The sequence below is a fragment of the Streptomyces sp. NBRC 109706 genome (assembly GCF_000974485.1).
In the GTDB taxonomy this organism is placed as follows: domain Bacteria; phylum Actinomycetota; class Actinomycetes; order Streptomycetales; family Streptomycetaceae; genus Streptomyces.
The window spans coordinates 205,937-226,626 of sequence record NZ_BBOM01000005.1; the positions used below are offsets into that span (position 1 = coordinate 205,937).

The window sequence follows — 20,690 nt, forward strand, 5'->3', positions numbered from 1 at the left end:
ACCTGGGTACCCTGCCACCATGCGCGCACTTCTCGTGGTCAACCCGGTAGCCACCACCACCAGTGCGCGGACCCGTGACGTGCTCAGCCATGCGCTGGCCAGCGACCTCAAGCTCGATGTCGCCGCCACCGAGTACCGGGGCCACGCCCGGCGGCTCGCCCGACAGGCCGCGGAGTCCGGCACCACGGACGTGGTGATCGCGCTCGGCGGGGACGGCACGGTCAACGAGGTGGTCAACGGGCTGCTGCACAACGGCCCCGACCCCGGCGGCGAGTTGCCCCGGCTGGCGGTGGTGCCGGGCGGCTCCACCAATGTCTTCGCCCGCGCCCTCGGGCTCCCCAACGACGCCGTGGAGGCCACCGGCGCGCTGCTCGACGCCCTGCACGCCCGCTCCGAACGCACCATCGGCCTGGGCCTGGCCACCGGCACCCCGGGCACCCCGGACGCCGAGGTGCCGAGCCGCTGGTTCACCTTCTGCGCCGGCTACGGCTTCGACGCGGGGGTGATCGGCCGGGTGGAGGGACAACGGGAGCGGGGCAAACGTTCCACCCACGCGCTCTATGTGCGGCAGGCGATGCGGCACTTCCTCGGCGACCGGCGGCGCACCCACGGCACCATCTCGTTGACCCGGCCCGGCGAAGAGGCCGTCGAGGGGCTGGTGTTGTCGATAATCTGCAATACGGCGCCCTGGACCTTTCTGGGGAACCGACCGATGTACGCCGCGCCGCGCGCCTCGTTCGACACGGGGCTCGACCTGCTCGGTCTCTCCCGCCTCTCCTCCGCCGCCGTCACGCGCTACGGGACCCAACTGCTGCGCTCCAGCCCGGACCGAGGCCCACATGGCCGACATGTGGTGTCGTTGCATGACGAAACGGAGTTCACCTTGCAATCGCAGGTGCCACTGCCGTTTCAGCTTGATGGTGACCACCTGGGACTGCGAAACAGCGTCTCCTTCACAGGCGTGCGCCGTGCACTGCGTGTGATTGTGTGAGCAGAACTGCGAAAACTCCTTCTAGTCGAACGTTTAGCGCAGACTCCACCCAAGGGAATTAGGGTTGTGAGCTAGGCGACACCAAGGATTCAAAAAAAACTTGTCGGAAGGGGTTGTATCCGTCGCCGAGGTTTGCGAACCTCTTCATGGCGATCGGGACGGCCAAGCCCTTGGCCCCCTTGAGAGCCCGAATCCTCCCCTCCCATCCTGCGGGATCGCGGTGAGGGGCTTCACTCTGAGCGACGTCCAATCGACGGCCCGTTCCTTGTGTGGGGATTCGTGAAAGCGTTCACATTCACAAGCAATGTAACTGCAACGTGCAGGAGATGGAGCAGACATGGACTGGCGTCACAGCGCCGTTTGCCGCGAGGAAGACCCCGAGCTGTTCTTCCCCATCGGCAACACCGGTCCCGCGCTGCTGCAGATCGAGGAAGCCAAGGCCGTCTGCCGCCGCTGCCCCGTGATGGAGCAGTGCCTGCAGTGGGCTCTGGAGTCCGGCCAGGACTCCGGCGTCTGGGGCGGCATGAGCGAGGACGAGCGCCGCGCCATGAAGCGCCGCGCCGCCCGCAACCGAGCGCGCAAGGCGACCGCCTGACCCAGGCCGACGCCGCCGCCCCTTCGCTGCCCCGAGCCGCAGCACCCGCACCGACCGAGGTGCACATCGCGTAGAACGTGATGAGCCCCGGCACCAGGCCGAAAGGCCAGGCGCCGGGGCTCAGTGCTGTGCGCAGCAGGGCCGTTCCTACGGGAGTTGACGGCTCGTCAACTCCCGTACCGGATTTCCCCCTTCAGCGCTTCTCGGGTTGGAGTGGAACGTCCAGGACCACCCGGGTGCCGCCGCCGTCGGCGGGGAACATGTCGAACCGGCCGCCCAACTCGCCCTCCACCAGGGTGCGGACGATCTGCAGCCCGAGGTTCCCGCCGCCGCGCGGGTCGAAGCCCGCCGGCAGCCCCCGCCCGTTGTCCTGCACGGTGACCAGCAGCCGATGCGTGGAACGGGTGGCGTCGGCGCGCGTCGCGGCCACATCGATCGTGCCCCGCTCCCCCGGGCCGAAGGCGTGCTCAAGGGCGTTCTGCAGCACCTCGGTGAGCACCATGGAGAGCGGCGTCGCCGTCTCCGCGTCCAGAATCCCGAACCGGCCGGTGCGCCGCCCCACCACCCGGCCGTCCGGGGAGAGTTCGGCAACCATCGCGATCACCCGGTCGGCGATCTCGTCGAACTCCACCCGCTCGTCGAGGTTCTGCGAAAGCGTCTCGTGCACGATGGCGATCGAACCGACCCGGCGAACCGCCTCCTCCAACGCGGCCCTGGCGCTGGAGTCGCCGGCGGCGCCGATCCGTCGAGCCTGCAGGCGCAGCAGCGCGGCCACGGTCTGCAGATTGTTCTTCACCCGATGGTGAATCTCGCGGATTGTCGCGTCCTTGGTAATCAACTCGCGTTCTCTGCGGCGCAATTCCGTCACATCGCGGAGCAGTATCAACGAGCCGATACGTTCCCCCTTGGGTTTGAGGGGAATGGCGCGCAGCTGGATCACGCAGTCGGCGCCCTCGATCTCCGCCTCCCGAGGCGCCCAGCCGCTGGCGAGCTTGACCAGGGACTCGTCGACGGGGCCACGGGTGGGCGCCAGTTCGGCCGTGGTGGGGCCCAGCGGAAGGCCGACCAGATCGGTGGCCAGGCCCAACCGGTGGTAGGCGGAGAGCGCGTTGGGGCTCGCGTACTGCACCACGCCCTCGGCGTCCAGCCGGATGAACCCGTCCCCGACCCGGGGCGCCCGGTCCATCCCCACCTGCTGGCCGGGGAACGGGAAGGCCCCGCCGGCGATCATCTGGGCCAGGTCGGAGGCGCTCTGCAGATAGGTGAGCTCCAGCCGGCTGGGCGTCCGCACGGTCAGCAGGTTGGTGTTGCGCGCGATCACGCCGAGCACCTGGCCCTCCCGCCGCACCGGGATGGACTCCACCCGCACCGGGACCTCCTCGCGCCACTCGGGATCGCCCTCGCGCACGATCCGCCCCTCGTCCAGGGCGACATCGAGCAGCGGCCGGCGGCCCCGGGGGACCAGATGACCGATCATGTCGTCCTGGTAGGAGGTGGGCCCGGTGTTGGGCCGCATCTGCGCCACGGAGACGAAGCGGGTGCCGTCCTCGGTGGGGAGCCACAGCACCAGATCGGCGAAGGAGAGGTCGGAGAGCAGCTGCCATTCGGAGACCAGGAGATGGAGCCATTCCAGGTCCCCGGTTCCCAGGGCGGTGTGCTGGCGTACGAGGTCGTTCATGGAGGGCACACTCGGAGCTTACCGGCGAGCGTCTTGCGACGGTCCGGATGCTCCTTGTGATCAAGTTGTGACGGGGAACGGCGAAACCAAGCAGGAAGTCCGTTCAGAGCATGGACACATGAGACGAGCCCGGTCCAGAATGGGAGGGACCAACACAGTCTTCTGCTCTCCCCGCACAGGAGAGCAGAGCGGGGCCCGGCGCTTTCTGCCCTGACGGCGCCCCGGGCCCGAAATCGCTCCGGGCTGCGGTGCCAAGAGGGTTGAGGGTCCCTCTTCGGTGCCGCGGCCCGTGGGTGTTTTCCGGGGCTTTTTCCTCGGACCTTTCCCCGGACTTTCCGCCTCTCTTCCCCGGCCCTTCAGGCCCTGGGGCGGTGGCCGCCCCCTCGCGGGGATCCCGACCGCTCAGGGGACCTCGATCACCGGTCCGTCGAACTCCTCGGGCCAGGCGCGCAGCGCGGCCTCGGCCACCACCGCCAACTCGGCCGCCGTGGCGCCGTCCCGCGCCTGCTGGCTCATGCCCTGGATCACCGCGCTGGTGAAGCGGGCCAGCCCCTCGGCGTCGGCCGTCGCCGGCAGCACACCGGCGGCGATATCCATCCGCACCCGATCACGCACCGCCTGGAAGTTGCCCCGCCTGATCACCCGCAGCTCCTCCGCGACCTCCCGCGCGGAATCCGCGTAGTTGGTGACGGCGGAGACCACGAGACAGCCGGCCGGCCGCCCCTGCCTGGTGTATTCGACGGCGGCCTCGCGCAGCACCCTGGCCACCCCGCGGCGGGCGGTGGGCTCCTCCGCCAGGGCGCGGCCGATGAAGGAGCCGTAGCGCTCGACATAGAACGCCACCACCTCCTCGAAGAGGCTGCGCTTGTCGCCGAAGGCGGCATAGAGGCTCGGCGCCCCGATGCCCATGGCCGCCGTGAGATCGGCGATCGACGTGGCCTCGTAGCCGTGCTCCCAGAAGGCGTGGGTGGCCTGCTCCAGCGCCGTGTCGCGGTCAAAGGAACGGGGGCGTCCACGCGAACGAGTGACCATGGCCGCCATTCTATAGCGCTCGCTCAAGAAATGGTGCTACGGTTCCTTCTGTAACGATCGCTAGCTAATTCCGCGGGGCGCCCTGAGGGGGGTTCTGTGGGGAGGGGTGTGCCACGCATGAGCACGCTGAAGAACAAGACGGCCCTGGTCACCGGCGGCAGCCGGGGCATCGGGCGGGCTATCGCCGAGCGGCTGGCGGCGGACGGGGCCCGCGTCGGGGTGCACTACGGCGAGCGGGAGGATGCCGCGAAGGAGACGGTCGCGGCCATCGAGCGGGCGGGCGGCAGCGCCTTCGCCCTGCGCGCCAGGCTGGGCGAGCCGGGCGATGCCGAGGCGCTCTGGGCGGCGTTCGACGAACAGGCCGACGGCCTGGACATCCTGGTGAACAACGCGGGCGTCGGCACCGCCGTCGACTTCGCCGGCACCTCGCCCGAGGAGTTCGACCGCTTGCACGCGGTCAATGTCAGGGCGCCGTTCTTCATCACCCGGCTGGGGCTCGGCCGGCTGCGGGACGGGGGCCGGGTCATCAATCTCTCCTCGGGCCTCTCGCATCGCCCGGGCATGATGCCGGCCATCCTCGCCTACTCGATGACCAAGGCCTCGGTGGACGCCTTCACCACGGCCCTCGCCAAGGAGCTGGGGCCGCGCGGGATCACGGTCAACGCGCTGGCCCCCGGCATCGTGGAGACGGAGATGAACGCCGGGCTCGGGCTGTCGGATCCGGAGCGCAGGGCGGCCATCGCCTCGATGTCCCCACTGGGCGAGGTGGGGCAGCCCTCACACATAGCGGATGTCGCCGGGTTCCTCGCCTCGGACGACGCCCGATGGGTCACCGGTCAGTGGCTGGACGCCACCGGCGGGGCGCTGCTCTGAGGCGGCGGGAGCGCTCAGCGCGTCTCGGTCACCTTGGCCAGCGCCCGGGGGGCGTCGGGGTCCTGGCCCCTGGCGCGGGTCACCTCGTAGGCCAGCAGTTGCAGGGGGATGATCTCCAGGATCGGCTGAAGTTCCTCGGCCAGTTGCTCGGTGGGCAGCGCGAAGCCGGCCGATGCCCGGGCGACGGCGCTTTCCGGGCCCACCACCATCAGGTCGGCGCCCCGGTCCTGGAGCCGGTCCAACACGGGGCGCAGGGCCTCGCCGCCCCGGCCTCCCGTCACGATGGCGATCACCGGGGACACGTTGTCCACCATCGCCAGCGGGCCGTGGAGGAGATCGGCTCCCGAGTAGGCGAGCGCGGGGATATAGCTGGTCTCCATCAGCTTGAGGGCCGCTTCCCTCGCCGTCGGATAGCCGTAGCCGCGTGAGGTGAGGACCATGCGCTCGGCGAAGCGGTACCGCCCGGCGAGCTGCCGCACCTCGTCCTGGCGGGCCAGGACCCGCTCGGCCAGCTCGGGCAGGGCCCGGGCGGTGGCGACGCCGTCCTCGCCCCGGAGGCTGGCGACAAAGAGATAAAGCGCCAGCAGCTCGGCGGTGTAGGTCTTGGTGGCGGGCAGCGCCTCCTCGGGCCCCGCCAACACATCGATGGCGAACTCGCATGCCTCCGCCAGCGGCGAGTCGGGGTTGTTGGTCACCGCCAGGGTGATGGCCCCGCCCTCCCGGGCGGCGGTGGTGGAGGCCACCAGATCGGGTGAGCCGCCGGACTGGCTCACGGCGATCACCAGGCAGTCCGTCAGGTCCGGCTTGGCCTCGTAGGCGGTCGTCGTGGACATGGAGGTGAGACCACAGGGCAGACCCAGCTGGATCTCCAGCAGGTACTTGGCGTAGTAGGCCGCGTTGTCGGAGGTGCCCCGGCCGGTCAGCAGGACGAAGCGGGGGTGGCGGGCAGCGATCCGCCGGGCCACCTCCGCGATACGGGGCGCGCCCTCGTCCAACAGGCGGCGCAGCACGGTGGGCTGCTCGGTCATCTCGGCGAACATCAGCCGGCCTGGCTGTGTGGCGGACATCAGGACTCTCCCAGCCGGAAGCGGAACGGACGGTCGTGCGGGGGCGCGCGACGGGGCGCCCCCGCCATCGGGCGGGCCGGGTGGCTCAGCCGGGTTGGTGGCCGGCGATGATCTCCGCCGCCGCCTGGCCGCAGACGCGGGCCGCGCCATAGGTGGCGATATGGGAGGCGCCCACCGGCGCGGCGTGGGGAACACCCATCTCCACCACGATGGTGTCGGGTCGGGCGGCGACCAGGGCGGTCAGCGTGGCGGCCATCCAGGGGTGGCGATGGCTGTCCCGCACCACGGCCACCAGGGGGCGCTCCCCCGCCGCCGCCAGCACCTCGGCGGCCAGCTCCACCGGGCCCAGCCGCTCGGCGTCGGTGCGGGAGTGGTCGCCGGTGGTGGTGCCGGGGAGCAGCCGGGTCAGTTCGGTGCCGGGCCCCCAGGGGGTCTCGTCGCCCACGGCGATGTTGGCGCCGGGGGTGAACGCGGCGACATGCGCCGGGCGGGTCACCGGCTGGAAGGCGTCCGAGCCGGCCGGGCGGGTCAGGCGCACCGCGCGCCGGGCGGCGATGAGCCCGATCTCCGCGCCGCCGGGCCCGGCGCTGGGCCGGCGGGCGATCCGCTGCCGCTCGGCGGTGGTCCACCGGCCCAGGGCGCGCACCCGTTCGGCCGCCTCGTGCAGCCGCTCCTCGGGGAGCCGGCCGGTCCGTACGGCGGTGACCAACGCGTCGCGCAGCCGCAGCACTTCGGCCTCGTCGGACGGTGTGCCGCCGATGCAGAGGGCGTCGGCGCCCGCCGCGATGGCCAGGACGCAGCCCTGGTCGAGGCCGTAGGTCTCGGCGACCGCCCGCATCTCGATGGCGTCCGTGTAGATCAGGCCGTCGAAGCCGAGCCCGCCCTCGGCGACGGGGGCGCGCAGCAGTCCGGTGAGAACGGCCGGGCTCAGCGTTCCCGGCCGGTCGGGGTCGAGGGCGGGCACCAGGATGTGCGCGCTCATGACGCAGCGGGTGCCGGCGGCTATCGCGGCCTGGAAGGGCGCCAGCTCCCTGCCGCGCAGGGTGTCCAGGTCGATGTCGATCGTCGGCAGCGCGTGGTGCGAGTCCACGTTGGTGTTGCCGTGCCCGGGGAAGTGCTTGACGCAGGCGGCGACGCCGGCGGACTGCAGCCCCTCCACATAGGCCACCGTGTGCCGGGCCACAAGACCCGGCTCCTCGCCGAAGGAGCGCACCCCGATCACCGGGTTCTCCGGATCGGAGTTGATATCGGCGGACGGCGCCCAGTTGACGTTGACGCCGCCGGCGGCGAGGCGGCGGCCGATCTCGGCCGCGACCGCGCGGGTGAGGTCCGGATCGTCCACGCTGCCCAGCGCGTGGTTGCCCGGCACCGACGAACCACCGTGCACGTCGAGCCGGGTGACGTCGCCGCCCTCCTCGTCGATGGCCACCAGCACGTCCGGTCTGGCCTCGCGCAGCTGCTCCGTCAGCTCGGCCAGCTGTTCGGTCGAGACGACGTTCCTGCCGAACAGCCCGACGCCGGTCATGCCGTTGTCCAGCTGCGCCAGCAGCCAGCCCGGTGCCTGGTGGGTGCCGACGAAGGTGGGTTGCAGAACGGCCAGCGCGTCCCTGGTGAGGGTGTCCGAGTCCGGAACCACGGTGGTCATGCGCGTTATCCCTTCACGGCCCCGGCGGAGAGGCCGCCGGTGACCCGTCGCTGGAGAAGGAGGAAGACGATCAGCACGGGGATGGTGAACATGGAGGAGGCGGCCATGGTGGCGCCCCAGTCGTTGCCGAAGTTGGTCTGGAACTGCGTCAGCCACAGCGGCAGGGTGGCGGCGTCCGGCGCCTTGTTGAGGACCAGCACCATCGCGTACTCGTTCCAGGCGGCGATGAAGCCGAACAGCGAGGTGGCCATCAGGCCGGGGGCGAGCAGCGGGAAGATCACCCGGATGAACGCCTGGACCCGGTTGCAGCCGTCGATCATCGCCGACTCCTCCAGCTCCTTGGGCACGGCGGCGATGAAGCCGCGCAGCGTCCAGATGGTGAAGGGGAGCGCCATCACGAAGTAGATCAGCGTCAACGTCACCAGGCTGTTGAGCATCTCCAGATCGCGGGCGTTGAGGTAGACGACGATGATCAGGATCTCCCAGGGCGCCATCTGGGCCATCATCACCGCGATGACCATGCCCCTGCGCCCCTTGAACTCCATCCGCGCGATGGCGAAGCTGGCGGCCAGGGCCACGACCAGCGCCAGCAGCACGGCCGCGATGGTGACCACGAGGCTGTTGGTCACATAGGTCCAGAACAGGTCGACCCCGGTGGCCGTCGAGTAGTGGTCGAACGTCGGCGTGAAGAAGAAGACCGGGTCCTTGGTGAGCACCTGGGAGTTGCTTTTGAAGGAGGTGCTGAACATCCAGTAGACCGGGAAGATGAACAGCACGGACAGCACCAGGGCCGTGCCGTTGAGCCAGAGCTTCCTCATGAGTTCTCCTTCTCCTGCTTGAGGATCAGCCGGAAGTAGAAGGACATGGCGATCAGCAGGATGAACAGCGTCAGCACGGAGATCGCCGCGGCCACGCCGTACTGGTTCTGCCCCATGCCCTCGACGTACGCCATGACCGGAAGGGTTTCGGACTCCCGGTCGGGTCCGCCGCCGTTCATGGCGTAGACCTGCACGAACGCCTTGAAGACCCAGATGATCTCCAGGAAGGTGGTGATCATGAAGAAGGGGCGCATGATCGGCAGCAGGATCGACCAGAAGATGCGCCAGGAGGAGGCGCCGTCCACCCGGGCGGCCTCCCGGATCTCCCCGCTGATGGTGGTCAGTCCGGCGTAGAGGTTGATGGCGACGAACGGGACGGAGGTCCAGACGATCAGCAGGGTGACGATGGCCAGCGTCGAGAGGCCGCTGCTGAACCAGTTGTGCTGGTCGTAGCCGGAGAAGCCCAGCGTGCGCATCATCCAGTTGGCGACGCCGAACTGGGTGTCGAAGAGCCAGCGGAAGACCGTGGTGGTGGCGACCACCGGCATGGCCCAGGCGGCGACCAGGGAGATCGCGAGCACCAGCCGCATCTTCTTGCCGAGCGCGTTGAGCAGCAGCCCGAGCAGCGTTCCGATGATCATGATCAGCACGACGTTGGCCGCCATGAACAGGAAGGTGCGGACCACCGAGTCCCAGAAGCGCTCGTTCTGCAGGACGGCGCGGTAGTTCTCGACGCCGATCCACTCGGTGGTCCGGGAGATCAGCTGCTTCCGGCCGAACTCCTGGAACGAGATCAGCACGTTGCGGAAGAGGGCGTAGCCCAGAACCGACAGGATCGCGATGACGGCCGGCGCGATCAGCAGATAGGGCACCCAGTTTGAGGGCAGCCACCGGCGTGGCGGGCGCCGGTCCTCGCCGTGGCCCGGGGTGCCACGGACCGGGGGCGGTGGTGCCGGTGCTTCCTCGATGTGCACGGTCATGCGGTGTCTTCCCTCAGATGGCGAAGAAGGACGGGGGCGCCGCCGGGCTGCGGCGCCCCCGGGCGCTGGCTATTCGCGGTTGATGCGGCTGGTGATCTCCGAGTCCGCGGACTCGGCGGCGGACTGGTAGTCGTCCCCGTTCAGGGACTTGGTCATCAGTTCCTTGATCGGGTTGGGGTCGGTCTCGACGTTCGCCCATCCGGTGGTCAGCGGCGGCAGGTAGCCGACGTCGCGGGCGGCGACCATCGCCTCGGCGAAGCTGCCCTCCTCGGGCGTGGCCGTGACATCGGTCCGGTTGGGGACCACGCCACCGCCGTTGGCGTCGACGTACTTCTGGGCCCACTCCTGCGAGGTGGCCAGGGCCAGCCACTCGTTGGCCAGCTCCGCGTTGCCGGCCCGGTTGGAGACGGCCAGGTTGGAGCCGCCCAGGAAGACGTGGCCCAGTTGGTCGGCCGTCGGGCCCGGCACCGGGAAGTAGCCGAAGTCGGCCTCGCCGCCCTGCTCCTCGATGGCCGCGATGGCGCCGGCGGCCTCCCAGCCCAGACCGATCCAGGAGGCGATGTTCCCGTTGGGGACGATCTCCGTGGACTGCTGCGGCTCCGCCTCGTCGTTGTCGGTCGGGGAGTTCGAGAAGGACTGGAGTTCGGCATAGAACTCCATGCCGGCCTGCACCTCGGGGGTGGCCAGCGCGCCGACCCAGCCGTCGCCCTCCTCGACGGCGAAGGCGCCGCCCTCGTCCGCGGCGAACCCGCCCATCACGTAGTAGCTCTGCCCGGGCAGATAGATCGGTTCCGCATCGGTGTTCTCCTGGATGGTCTCCAGCGCGGTGATCCACTCGTCCCGCGTGGTGGGCACCTCGGCGCCGGCCTCCTCCCAGATGCCCTTGTCATAGACCACCACGCGGTTGGCGCCGTACCACGGCACCGCGTAGAGCGTGTCGTCCACCTGGGCCGACTCCAGCATCGCCTCGTTCCACGGCTCGTCGGCGAAGTCGCCGAGGTCCGCGAGGCCGCCGGTGTTGGCGTAGCCGACGGTCTGGGTGTTGCCGATCTCCAGGACGTCGATGGTGCCGTCCTCGGACAGCGCGGTGGTGACCCGCTCCTGAATGCCGTCCCACTGCTGGATCTCGACGTTCACCGAGACGCCGTGCTCGGCCTCGAACGCCTCGTTGAGCTCGTTCAGCCAGTCCTCGGGAGCGGACCCGTCCATCAGCCAGACGGTGATGGCGTCGGAGCTGCCGCCGCCACCCCCGCCGTCGTCGTCGGAGCCGCAGGCGGCGACGGTGGCCGCCATGGTGGCCACGCCGATAGCAGCGATCAGCTTGCGCTTCACGTCACCCTCCTTCAAAAAGCCGGGCCCGGTCCACATCGTGGTGCGCCGGGACGGCCGTTGCGTTAGTGGTGTAGACAAGAGGTGTAGACCAGTTGCACGGGAGCCTGGACCAGACCAGGAAAGGTGTCAAGGGCCCACGGGCCGCCTGACAGGTCCGTTACAGGACCGACATCTGTCCCGGGGCGGCGCCCCGGGGTGGCCCGTGCCACCATGTCAACCGCGATCTTTCGGAGGAGCCGGTGACGGCAGAACACAACGAGTCGGAGGGGTGGGACATGGCCAACGAATCAGGTGCCGCCGACGCCGCCGACCGGGTCCGCACCGCACGTGTACCGAAGTACTACCGTCTCAAGCGCCATCTTCAACAGATGACGGAGACACTGCCGCCCGGCACGCCGGTGCCGCCGGAACGTTCGTTGGCGAGCGAGTTCGACACCTCCAGAACCACCGTGCGGCAGGCGCTCCAGGAGCTGGTGGTGGAGGGCCGGCTGGAACGCATCCAGGGCAAGGGCACCTTCGTGGCCAAACCCAAGGTCTCACAGACCCTGCAACTCACCTCCTACACCGAGGATATGCGCGCCCAGGGTCTGGAGCCCACCTCCCAGTTGCTGGAGATCGGCTATATCAACGCCGACGAGCGGCTGAGCCGGCTGCTGGACCTTCCGGAGGGCGGCCGGGTGCTGCGCATCGAACGGCTGCGGCTGGCCAGCGGGGAGCCGATGGCCATAGAGACCACCCACCTCTCCCAGGAACGCTTCCCCGCGCTGCGCCGCAGCCTGGTGCGCTACACCTCGCTCTACACCGCGCTGGCCGAGGTCTACGACGTCCATCTGGCGCGGGCCGAGGAGACGATCGAGACCTCGTTGGCCAACCCCCGCGAGGCCGGGCTGCTGGGCACCGACGTGGGTCTGCCGATGCTGATGCTCTCCCGCCATTCCCGGGACACCCAGGGTGAGCCGGTGGAGTGGGTCCGCTCGGTCTACCGGGGGGACCGCTACAAGTTCGTCGCCAACCTGGAGCGTCCCCGTCCCACCTGAGCCGTCCGGGTCACCCGAGCCGCCCGAGCCGCGTTCGGCCATCCGGGGCAACCGGCCCTCCGGGGCATCCGGGCGTCCGGCCCGCAAACCGGGTCGTCCCACCGGGCCCCGGGGTCACCTGCCGCGCCTCCGCCGCGCAGGCCCCATGGTCAAGGCGGTTCGGGTGCTCTAGATTCCCCGCGTCAGTCAAAGACGACGGCGGGAGGAATCGTGCAACTCCTAGGCCAGACACGTCAGGTACGTACCCGGTCCATCATCGTCTGGACGGTTGTCGCCCTGGTGGGCGCAATCGGCTGGGCGATGCTGGCCCTGTCCAGAGGAGAGGACGTCTCCGCCGCCTGGATGGTGGCCGCCGCCCTCGGCTCCTACGCCATCGGGTACCGGTTCTACTCGCGGTTCATCCTCAGACGGGTGCTGCGCGCCGACCACACCAGGGCGACCCCGGCCGAGCGGCTTGAGGACGGGCTCGACTACCAGCCCACCGACCGGCGGGTGCTGCTCGGCCATCACTTCGCCGGCATCTCCGGCGCGGGGCCGCTGGTCGGCCCGGTGCTGGCGGCCCAGATGGGCTATCTGCCGGGAACGATCTGGATCATCGTCGGGGTGATCTTCGCCGGCGCGGTCCAGGACATGGTGGTGCTGTTCTTCTCCACCCGCAGGGACGGCAAGAGCCTGGGGCAGATCGCCCGCGAGGAGATCGGCCCGGTGGGCGGCGTCGCCGGCGTCATCGCCATCTTCACCATCATGATCATCCTGCTGGCCGTGCTGGCGCTGGTGGTGGTCAACGCGCTCGCGGAATCGCCCTGGGGCACGTTCTCCGTCGGGATGACCATCCCCATCGCGCTCTTCATGGGCGTCTATCTGCGCTATATCCGGCCGGGACGGGTCGCCGAGGTCACCGGGATCGGTGTAGCGCTGCTGCTCTTCGTGATCGTCGCCGGCCGCTGGGTGGCCAACTCCGGCTGGGCGGACGCCTTCACCCTCGATCCCCGCACCCTGGTCATCTGCCTGGTGCTCTACGGATTCGCGGCGTCCGTGGTCCCGGTCTGGCTGCTGCTGGTGCCCCGCGACTACCTCTCCACCTTCATGAAGATCGGCACCATCGGGCTACTCGCCCTCGCCCTGGTGATCACCCTGCCGACCCTCCAGATGGAGGCGGTCACCGACTTCGCGCGCAACGGCGAGGGGCCGGTGTTCGCGGGATCGCTCTTCCCGTTCGTCTTCATCACCATCGCCTGTGGCGCGCTCTCCGGGTTCCACGCGCTGATCTCGTCCGGCACCACGCCCAAGATGATCCAGAAGGAGACCCAGGTCCGCAGCATCGGCTACGGCGGGATGCTGATGGAGTCGTCGGTGGCCGTGATGGCGATCACCGCGGCCTGTGTGCTGGACCCGGGTGTCTACTTCGCCATGAACGCGCCACCGGCGGCGATCGGGGACACGGTTCAGGCCGCCGCCGAGACGATCTCGTCCTGGGGCTTTGTGATCACTCCCGAACAGCTCACCGAGGCCGCCGCCTCGGTCGAGGAGGGTTCGCTGCTCTCCAGAACGGGTGGCGCGCCCACCCTGGCGCTGGGATTGGCCGCGATCCTCTCGGACATCCTCGGCGGCGACGCGATGATGAGCTTCTGGTACCACTTCGCGATCATGTTCGAGGCGCTTTTCATCCTGACCGCGATCGACGCCGGCACCCGGGTGGGCCGGTTCATCCTCCAGGACGCGCTGGCCAGCGCCCACCCCCGGCTCGGCCGGTTCCGCTCCAGCTCCTGGCTGCCCGGCATCCTGCTGACCAGCGCGGCGGTGGTCGGCCTCTGGGGCTGGCTGCTGTGGGTCGGGGTCAACGATCCACTCGGCGGCATCAACACGCTCTATCCGATCTTCGGCATCTCCAACCAGCTGCTGGGCGCGGTGGCGCTCGCGGTCTGCACGGTGCTGCTGGTCAAGTCCGGGCGGCTGCGCTACGCCTGGGTCACCGCGGTGCCGATGACCTGGGTGGCCGTGGTCACCTTCACCGCCAGCTGGCAGAAGGTGTTCTCCGGCGATCCGGCGGTCGGCTTCCTGGCCAGGCGCGACCTGTACCAGGACGGCATCGACCGGGGCGAACTCCTGCCCGGCGCGGCCGACATGTCCGAGATGCGCACCATCGTCAACAACGCCACCCTGGACGCGGCGCTGACGGCGGTGCTGGCGCTGCTCGTCCTGGTGATCTTTGTGGACGCCGCCCGGGTGACGCTCAGGTCGATCCGCTCCCCCGAGTCGGTCCGGCTGCGGGAGGCCCCCTACGCCGAGTCCCGGCTGATCGCGCCGGCCGAACTGATCGCCACCAGGGAGGAGAAGGCCGAACTCGCCCGGGCCGGGCTCGGCCCCGGCGGCGGCATCCCCGCACAGCGGGCGCCCGGCACCAAGGAGACCGCGACGGAGGAAGGGTCCCACTGATGCGTCTGATCGCCGCGCCACGCCGGGCGGCCGCCTGGCTGCGCTGGTATGTCACCGAGCTGACCGGGGAGAACGCCTACCGGCGCTACCGGGAACGCGCCCACGACGAGGACCCGTCGGCGCCGGTGCTCGACCGCCGGGAGTTCGAACGGCGGCGCCAGGACCACAAGTACGCCGATCCCACCTCCCACCACGGCTGCTGCTGACGGGGCCGCCCCAACCTGAGAACAACGAGATCGACGAAATCGACGAGAACGACAAGAACGCCGGGCCGGTCCTGGTGACGGGCACAACACCGGACCGGCCCGGCGAACCAAGCGCCCGCGCCACGCGTTGTGGCTGGGGAGTGCTGTTGTGGTGGGCGCCGGGGGAACACTCCCGGGCGCCCGGTTCGGGGGAGGACGGATGGCGACCATCGAACGGCCGGCCGCGGGCCGTTGGCGGGCCGCGCCGCCGCTGCTCGGCCGGCGCGGCGCGCGGGATCCGTATCTCCTCGCGGTGGGGTTCTTCGTCGTCTACACGGTGATCTCCGTGGGGCGCTACCGCGATCTGCGCACCCGGTCCTGGGATCTGGGCATATTCGAGCAGGCGGTGAGCTCCTACGCGCGGGGACGGCTGCCCGTATCCGATCTCAAGGGGCCCGGATTCCCCATCCTGGGCGACCACTTCAGCCCCGTCACCGCGCTGTTGGCGCCCGCCTACCGGGCCTTCCCGACGCCCGTCACGCTGCTGGTCGCCCAGGCCGCGCTGTTCGCGCTGGCCGTGATCCCGGTGGCCAGGGTCAGCGGTTCGCTGCTCGGCCGGGCGGCCGGGCTGGCCCTCGGGGTGGTCTTCGGGCTGTCCTGGGGGATCCAGCAGGCGGTGGACTTCGACTTCCACGAGATCTGCTTCGCGGTGCCGCTGATCGCCTTCGCCCTGGAGGCGGTGCTGCGCGGGCGGTGGCGCGCCGCGCTGGTCTGGGCGCTGCCGCTGGTGCTGGTCAAGGAGGACCTGGGGCTGACCACGGCGGCCATCGCGGCGGTGGTCGCCGTGCGGGCCCGGCACCGGGCGCCCCAACTGCTGCGGAGCGCCGGCCTGGTGGCGCTCTTCGGGGTGCTGGCCTGCGCGCTGACCCTGGCGGTGCTGATCCCGTTCTTCAACAGCGCGGGCGACTACGACTACTGGAACAAGCTGAACGAGGAGAGCGGCGGGGGCCCCTGGGGCGCGCTGCTGGCCGGCGGCGAGGAGAAGCTGCGCACCGTGGTGTGGCTGCTGCTGCCGACCGGCGCGCTGTTGGCGCTGCGCTCCCCGCTGCTGCTGGTCGCGCTGCCGACGCTGGGCTGGCGCTTCGTCTCCCACGAGCCGCACTACTGGGGCACCGACTGGCACTACAGCGCGGTGCTGATGCCGGTGGTCGCGCTGGCGTTGACGGACGCCCTGGCGCACTCCCGAGGCTCCCCGAGGATCTGGGTGCGGCAGGGGGCCCGCTTCGTCCCCGCCGGGCTGCTGGGCGCCGCGCTGGCCCTCGCCCCCACGCTGCCGGTGGCGGCGCTCGCCGAGCCGGAGACCTACCGTCCGGGCCCGGTCGCGGTGGCGGGCCGGCAGGTGCTGGCCGGCGTTCCGGACGGCGCCGAGGTGGCGGCCAATGTCCGGCCCATCGCCCAGCTCACCGGCCGCTGCCGGGTGTTCTGGATCGGCGACCCGGCGGTGCGGGCGCCGGAGTATGTGGCGTACTACGGCCCGGGGATGAGCGAGGACGCGATGCTGCGCAGGGCCGCCGGGCTGTATCCGGGAACGGTCTACTCGGTGGTGGCCGGGGACTCCGGCTACTTCGTGCTGCGCCGCAAGTAGGGCCGGCCGCCCCGACTGTCAGTGGTGGCACGCAGACTGGTCCCATGAACGTGCGAGTGCGATCGGCCGAGCCGGCCGACTTCGCCGCCGTGGCCTCGCTGACCACGCTGACCACGGCGGTCCCGCTGGCGGACGGCCTGGGCGGTGGCCCTGAGGACACTGTCCGGCGGCGCTCGGGGATGTTCCCCGGCGCGCCGAGGCGGCCGATCTCCTGGTCGCCGATGATCCGTCCCGGCCCGGCGAGCTGTGGGGCGCCGTCAGCCTGTCGGTGGCCGGCGGGGAGTTGGCCGAGGTGGCCGGCGAGGGCGAGGCGGAGTTCCGGATGTTGGCGGTGGCGGCCGAGCGGCGCGGCCGTGGGGTGGGTGAGGCGCTGGCGCGGGAGCGCCTTCGCCGGGCCTCGGCGGCGGGTCGTCGGCGTGTCGTGATTTCCTGTCAGTCGCAGCTGCACACGGCGATGCGTCCCTGCCGTCCCCTCGGTCTCGTCCGAGCGCCGGAGCGCGACTGGAAGCCGGTGCCGGGAATGCCCGAAGCAGTGAAGCTCTGGGCGTTCGCAGGTGAACTCCCCGCGCAACGAGACGGAGAACACAACATATAGGGCTGCTCGTGGGCAGCGGCACAAGATGTATGCTCGTGCTCGTTGTCGCCGCAGGGGAATCCGGTGGGAATCCGGAACTGTCCCGCAACGGTGTGTCATGGCCGGGTTTCGCCCTGCCCTGACGAGTCCGATTGCCTGCCGACGGCTGATCACGTCCAAGCCTCGCGGGCTGGGCCGAAGGACGCGGTGCGGCTGAACTGCCTTGGGGCACAGCCATGCCCGCATCCCCTCGCGCCTCGCTCGTGGAGCGCATCGCCACACGAGGGAGAGCACCGAGTGACCATCGCACCCGCCGCCCCCGCAGAGCCGGTTACAGCGGCGCTGACGCGCACGTTGGCCGACCTCACCGCCGATCTGCCGGCGACCGACCCCGCCCGGGTCGCCGCCGCCGTGGAACGGGGCCGCCATCCCGGTTCGGACCAGGCCGAGTTGCGTGAGTTGGCCATCGAGGCGGCGGCCGGTCTGATCGCCGAGGAGCCCGAGTACTCACGGTTGGCCGCCCGGTTGCTCACCCTGGCGATCCGTGAGGAGGCCGCCGGGCAGGGCGCGGTCTCGTTCGCCGACTCCATCGCCGTCGGCCACCGGGAGGGCCTGATCGGCGACAGCACGGCGGCCTTCGTCGGTCGGCACGCCGAGGCGTTGAACGCGCTGCTCGCCCGCACCGTGGCCGAGGGCGCCGACGACCGCTTCGAGTACTTCGGGCTGCGCACCGTCCAGTCCCGCTATCTGCTGCGCCACCCCATCAGCCGCCGGGTGATCGAGACCCCGCAGCACTTCCTGCTGCGGGTGGCCTGCGGCCTGGCCCCGGACGACACCGAGGCGGCCCTGGCGCAGGTCACCGAGCTGTACAGGCTGACCAGCACCCTCTCCTATCTGCCGTCCTCCCCCACCCTGTTCAACTCCGGCACCCGGCACCCGCAGATGTCGTCCTGCTATCTGCTGGACTCCCCGCTGGACGAGCTGGACTCCATCTACCAGCGCTACCACCAGATCGCCCGGCTCTCCAAGCACGCCGGCGGCATCGGCCTCTCCTACAGCCGGGTGCGCGCCCGGGGTTCGCTGATCCGGGGCACCAACGGCAAGTCCAACGGCATCGTCCCGTTCCTCCGCACGCTGGACTCCTCGGTGGCCGCCGTCAACCAGGGCGGCCGGCGCAAGGGCGCGGCCTGCGTCTATCTGGAGACCTGGCACGCGGACATCGAGGAGTTCCTCGAACTGCGGGACAACACCGGCGAGGAGGCCAGGCGCACCCACAACCTGAACCTCGCGCACTGGATCCCGGACGAGTTCATGCGCCGGGTCGACGCCGACGGCCAGTGGTCCCTCTTCTCCCCCGCCGACGTTCCCGAGCTGACCGACCTGTGGGGCGACGCGTTCGACGCCGCCTACCGCGAGGCCGAGGCCAGGGGTCTGGCGCAGCGCCAGGTGCCGGCCCGGCAGCTCTACGCCCGGATGATGCGCACCCTGGCGCAGACCGGCAACGGCTGGATGACCTTCAAGGACGCGGCCAACCGCACCGCCAACCAGACGGCGCGGCCCGGCAACGTGGTGCACTCGTCCAATCTCTGCACCGAGATCCTTGAAGTCACCGACGACGGCCAGACCGCCGTGTGCAATCTGGGCTCGGTCAACCTGGCCGCGCATCTGGGCACGGACGGCGAGATGGACTGGGCCCGTCTCGACGCGACGGTGCGCACCGCCGTGCTCTTCCTGGACCGGGTGGTGGACATCAACTTCTACCCGACCGAGCAGGCGGAGAACTCCAACTCCCGCTGGCGCCCGGTGGGTCTCGGCGTGATGGGCCTGCAGGACGTGTTCTTCCGGCTCGGCCTCCCCTTCGACTCGCCCGAGGCCAGGGCGCTCTCCACCCGGATCGCCGAGCGCGTGATGCTCGCCGCCTACGAGACCTCGGCGGAGCTGGCCGAACGGCACGGGCCGCACGACGGCTGGGCCGACACCCGCACGGCCGACGGGGTGCTCCACCCGGACCACTACGACGGCGTCGAGCACACCTGGCCGGAGCGCTGGCAGGCGCTGCGGACGCGGATCGGGCGCACCGGGATGCGGAACTCGCTGCTGCTGGCGATCGCCCCGACCGCCACCATCGCCTCGATCGCCGGCGTCTACGAGTGCATCGAGCCGCAGGTCTCCAACCTCTTCAAGCGGGAGACCCTCAGCGGCGAGTTCCTTCAGGTGAACACCTATCTGGTCGCGGAGTTGAAGCGTCTGGGCCGCTGGGACGAGGCGACCAGGCAGGAGCTGCGGTCGGCCAACGGCTCGGTGCAGGAGCTGTCCGGGCTGCCCGAGGAGGTGCGCGCGCTCTACCGCACCGCCTGGGAGATCCCGCAGCGCGCGCTGATCGACATGGCCGCCGACCGCACCCCCTATCTGGACCAGAGCCAGTCGCTCAACCTCTTCATGGCGTCGCCCACCATCGGCAAGCTCAGCTCGATGTACGCCTACGCCTGGAAGCGCGGCCTGAAGACCACCTACTACCTGCGGTCCCGTCCGGCCACCCGGATCGCGCAGTCCGCCCGTTCGAGCGCGGCCGCCGCCTCCGTCCCCGAGCCGGCCGCCGCCCCCGTCGGCGTCACGGTCGTCGACGAGATCCCCGTCCCCGAGCAGGCCGTCGCCTGCTCCCTGGAGAACCCCGAGTCCTGCGAGGCATGCCAGTGAGTGTCCCCACCCAGAGCCAGCCGGAACAGCCGGCACCAGCCGCACCGGCCACCGCACCGGCCACCCCGTCCGCCACGAAGAATCTGCTCGATCCGGGCTTCGAGCTGACGCTGCGGCCGATGCGCTACCCGGAGTTCTACGAGCGCTACCGGGACGCCATCAAGAACACCTGGACCGTCGAGGAGGTCGACCTCCACTCCGATGTCGCCGATCTGGCGAAGCTCTCGCCCGGGGAGCAGCATCTGATCGGCCGGCTGGTCGCGTTCTTCGCCACCGGCGACTCGATCGTCGCCAACAACCTGGTGCTGACCCTCTACAAGCACATCAACTCGCCCGAGGCCCGGCTCTATCTCTCCCGGCAGCTGTTCGAGGAGGCCGTGCACGTCCAGTTCTATCTGACGCTGCTCGACACCTATCTGCCCGACCCCGACGAGCGGACCGCGGCGTTCGCCGCCGTGGAGAACATCCCGTCCATCCGGGAGAAGGCGCAGTTCTGCTTCCGCTGGATGGACTCGGTCGAGGACATGGACCAGCTGACCAGCAAGGCGGACCGGCGGCGGTTCCTGCTCAACCTGATCTGCTTCGCCGCCTGCATCGAGGGGCTGTTCTTCTACGGCGCCTTCGCCTATGTCTACTGGTTCCGCTCCCGTGGCCTGCTGCACGGCCTGGCCACCGGCACCAACTGGGTGTTCCGGGACGAGAGCATGCACATGGAGTTCGCGTTCTCGGTGGTGGACACGGTCCGCCGGGAGGAGCCCGAGCTGTTCGACGAGGAGTTGGCCGAGCAGGTCACGGAGATGCTGCGGGAGGCCGTGGAGGCCGAGCTGCAGTTCGCCCGCGACCTGTGCGGTGACGGGCTGGCCGGGATGAACACCGAGTCGATGCGCCAGTATCTGGAGTGCGTGGCGGACCAGCGGCTGGTGCGGCTGGGCCTCAAGCCGGTCTACGGCTCGGAGAACCCGTTCTCCTTCATGGAGTTGCAGGACGTCCAGGAGCTGACCAACTTCTTCGAGCGCCGCCCGTCGGCGTACCAGGTCGCGGTGGAGGGCAACGTCTCCTTCGACGACGAGTTCTGACGACGAGTTCTGACGACGACTCCTGAGGC

At 70.2% G+C, this 20,690-nt stretch carries 17 protein-coding genes and 1 riboswitch; of the genes, 10 read left to right on the forward strand and 7 right to left on the reverse strand.

The annotated features are described in order from the left end of the window. Positions 1-19: 19 nt before the first annotated feature. Entirely contained in the window at positions 20-991 is a 972-nt protein-coding gene (locus tag AOM46_RS05870) for a diacylglycerol kinase family protein (protein ID WP_062206724.1), read from the forward strand. A 337-nt stretch (positions 992-1,328) separates the two neighbouring features. After that, positions 1,329-1,586 carry a WhiB family transcriptional regulator gene (locus tag AOM46_RS05875; protein WP_062206726.1) on the forward strand — a complete coding sequence of 86 codons (258 nt, stop codon included), beginning with the start codon at positions 1,329-1,331 and terminating at the stop codon, positions 1,584-1,586. Between the two features lie 193 nt (positions 1,587-1,779). Here the strand turns inward: AOM46_RS05875 and AOM46_RS05880 are convergent, their stop codons facing one another. Beyond that, on the reverse strand, positions 1,780-3,264 hold the full coding sequence (locus AOM46_RS05880; RefSeq protein ID WP_062206728.1) for a sensor histidine kinase: 1,485 nt from the start codon (positions 3,262-3,264) through the stop codon (positions 1,780-1,782). Positions 3,265-3,666: 402 nt separating this feature from the next. Beyond that, a complete protein-coding gene (locus tag AOM46_RS05885) occupies positions 3,667-4,296 on the reverse strand; it encodes a TetR/AcrR family transcriptional regulator (protein ID WP_062208539.1) in 630 nt (209 codons plus the stop codon). Between the two features lie 117 nt (positions 4,297-4,413). Here AOM46_RS05885 and AOM46_RS05890 point away from each other — a divergent pair, with 117 nt between their 5' ends. After that, on the forward strand, positions 4,414-5,169 hold the full coding sequence (locus AOM46_RS05890; protein WP_062206730.1) for an SDR family oxidoreductase: 756 nt from the start codon (positions 4,414-4,416) through the stop codon (positions 5,167-5,169). Positions 5,170-5,183: 14 nt separating this feature from the next. Here the strand turns inward: AOM46_RS05890 and AOM46_RS05895 are convergent, their stop codons facing one another. From AOM46_RS05895 to AOM46_RS05915, 5 genes are all read right to left on the reverse strand, one after another. Continuing rightward, positions 5,184-6,236 (reverse strand): SIS domain-containing protein, encoded by a 1,053-nt coding sequence (locus tag AOM46_RS05895; protein WP_062206732.1) that lies wholly within the window; start codon positions 6,234-6,236, stop codon positions 5,184-5,186. 85 nt (positions 6,237-6,321) lie between these two features. After that, positions 6,322-7,881, reverse strand: a complete 1,560-nt coding sequence (locus tag AOM46_RS05900; RefSeq protein WP_062206733.1) for a glycoside hydrolase family 3 protein — start codon at positions 7,879-7,881, stop codon at positions 6,322-6,324. A 5-nt stretch (positions 7,882-7,886) separates the two neighbouring features. Then, the gene (locus AOM46_RS05905; RefSeq protein WP_062206735.1) at positions 7,887-8,699 is read right to left on the reverse strand and encodes a carbohydrate ABC transporter permease; all 813 of its coding nucleotides are present in this window, start codon (positions 8,697-8,699) and stop codon (positions 7,887-7,889) included. Continuing rightward, the gene (locus AOM46_RS05910; protein ID WP_062206737.1) at positions 8,696-9,679 is read right to left on the reverse strand and encodes a carbohydrate ABC transporter permease; all 984 of its coding nucleotides are present in this window, start codon (positions 9,677-9,679) and stop codon (positions 8,696-8,698) included. The genes AOM46_RS05905 and AOM46_RS05910 overlap by 4 nt, the downstream gene beginning before the upstream one ends. Before the next feature lie 69 nt (positions 9,680-9,748). Continuing rightward, positions 9,749-11,011, reverse strand: coding sequence for an extracellular solute-binding protein (locus AOM46_RS05915; protein WP_062206739.1), 1,263 nt, complete (start codon positions 11,009-11,011; stop codon positions 9,749-9,751). A 275-nt stretch (positions 11,012-11,286) separates the two neighbouring features. On the opposite strand from AOM46_RS05915, the gene AOM46_RS05920 reads away from it, so the two are divergent. The 7 genes from AOM46_RS05920 to AOM46_RS05945 all read left to right on the forward strand — a co-directional run bounded on the left by AOM46_RS05920 (position 11,287) and on the right by AOM46_RS05945 (position 20,661). Further along, positions 11,287-12,048 (forward strand): GntR family transcriptional regulator, encoded by a 762-nt coding sequence (locus AOM46_RS05920; RefSeq protein ID WP_062206741.1) that lies wholly within the window; start codon positions 11,287-11,289, stop codon positions 12,046-12,048. A gap of 300 nt (positions 12,049-12,348) precedes the next feature. After that, positions 12,349-14,484 carry a carbon starvation CstA family protein gene (locus AOM46_RS05925; RefSeq protein WP_107079998.1) on the forward strand — a complete coding sequence of 712 codons (2,136 nt, stop codon included), beginning with the start codon at positions 12,349-12,351 and terminating at the stop codon, positions 14,482-14,484. After that, positions 14,484-14,690, forward strand: coding sequence for a YbdD/YjiX family protein (locus tag AOM46_RS05930; protein WP_062206745.1), 207 nt, complete (start codon positions 14,484-14,486; stop codon positions 14,688-14,690). Before AOM46_RS05925 ends, AOM46_RS05930 begins: the two co-directional genes overlap by 1 nt. Before the next feature lie 199 nt (positions 14,691-14,889). Further along, positions 14,890-16,314 carry a DUF2079 domain-containing protein gene (locus tag AOM46_RS05935; RefSeq protein ID WP_078856523.1) on the forward strand — a complete coding sequence of 475 codons (1,425 nt, stop codon included), beginning with the start codon at positions 14,890-14,892 and terminating at the stop codon, positions 16,312-16,314. A 268-nt stretch (positions 16,315-16,582) separates the two neighbouring features. Continuing rightward, positions 16,583-16,909, forward strand: a complete 327-nt coding sequence (locus AOM46_RS35995; protein ID WP_370592648.1) for a GNAT family N-acetyltransferase — start codon at positions 16,583-16,585, stop codon at positions 16,907-16,909. Continuing rightward, a riboswitch (cobalamin riboswitch) is annotated at positions 16,903-17,067 on the forward strand. Its footprint overlaps the gene before it by 7 nt. A gap of 118 nt (positions 17,068-17,185) precedes the next feature. Further along, positions 17,186-19,585, forward strand: a complete 2,400-nt coding sequence (locus AOM46_RS05940; protein ID WP_062206746.1) for a ribonucleoside-diphosphate reductase subunit alpha — start codon at positions 17,186-17,188, stop codon at positions 19,583-19,585. 119 nt (positions 19,586-19,704) lie between these two features. Beyond that, positions 19,705-20,661, forward strand: coding sequence for a ribonucleotide-diphosphate reductase subunit beta (locus AOM46_RS05945; protein ID WP_234313706.1), 957 nt, complete (start codon positions 19,705-19,707; stop codon positions 20,659-20,661). The last annotated feature ends 29 nt before the right edge of the window (positions 20,662-20,690 follow it).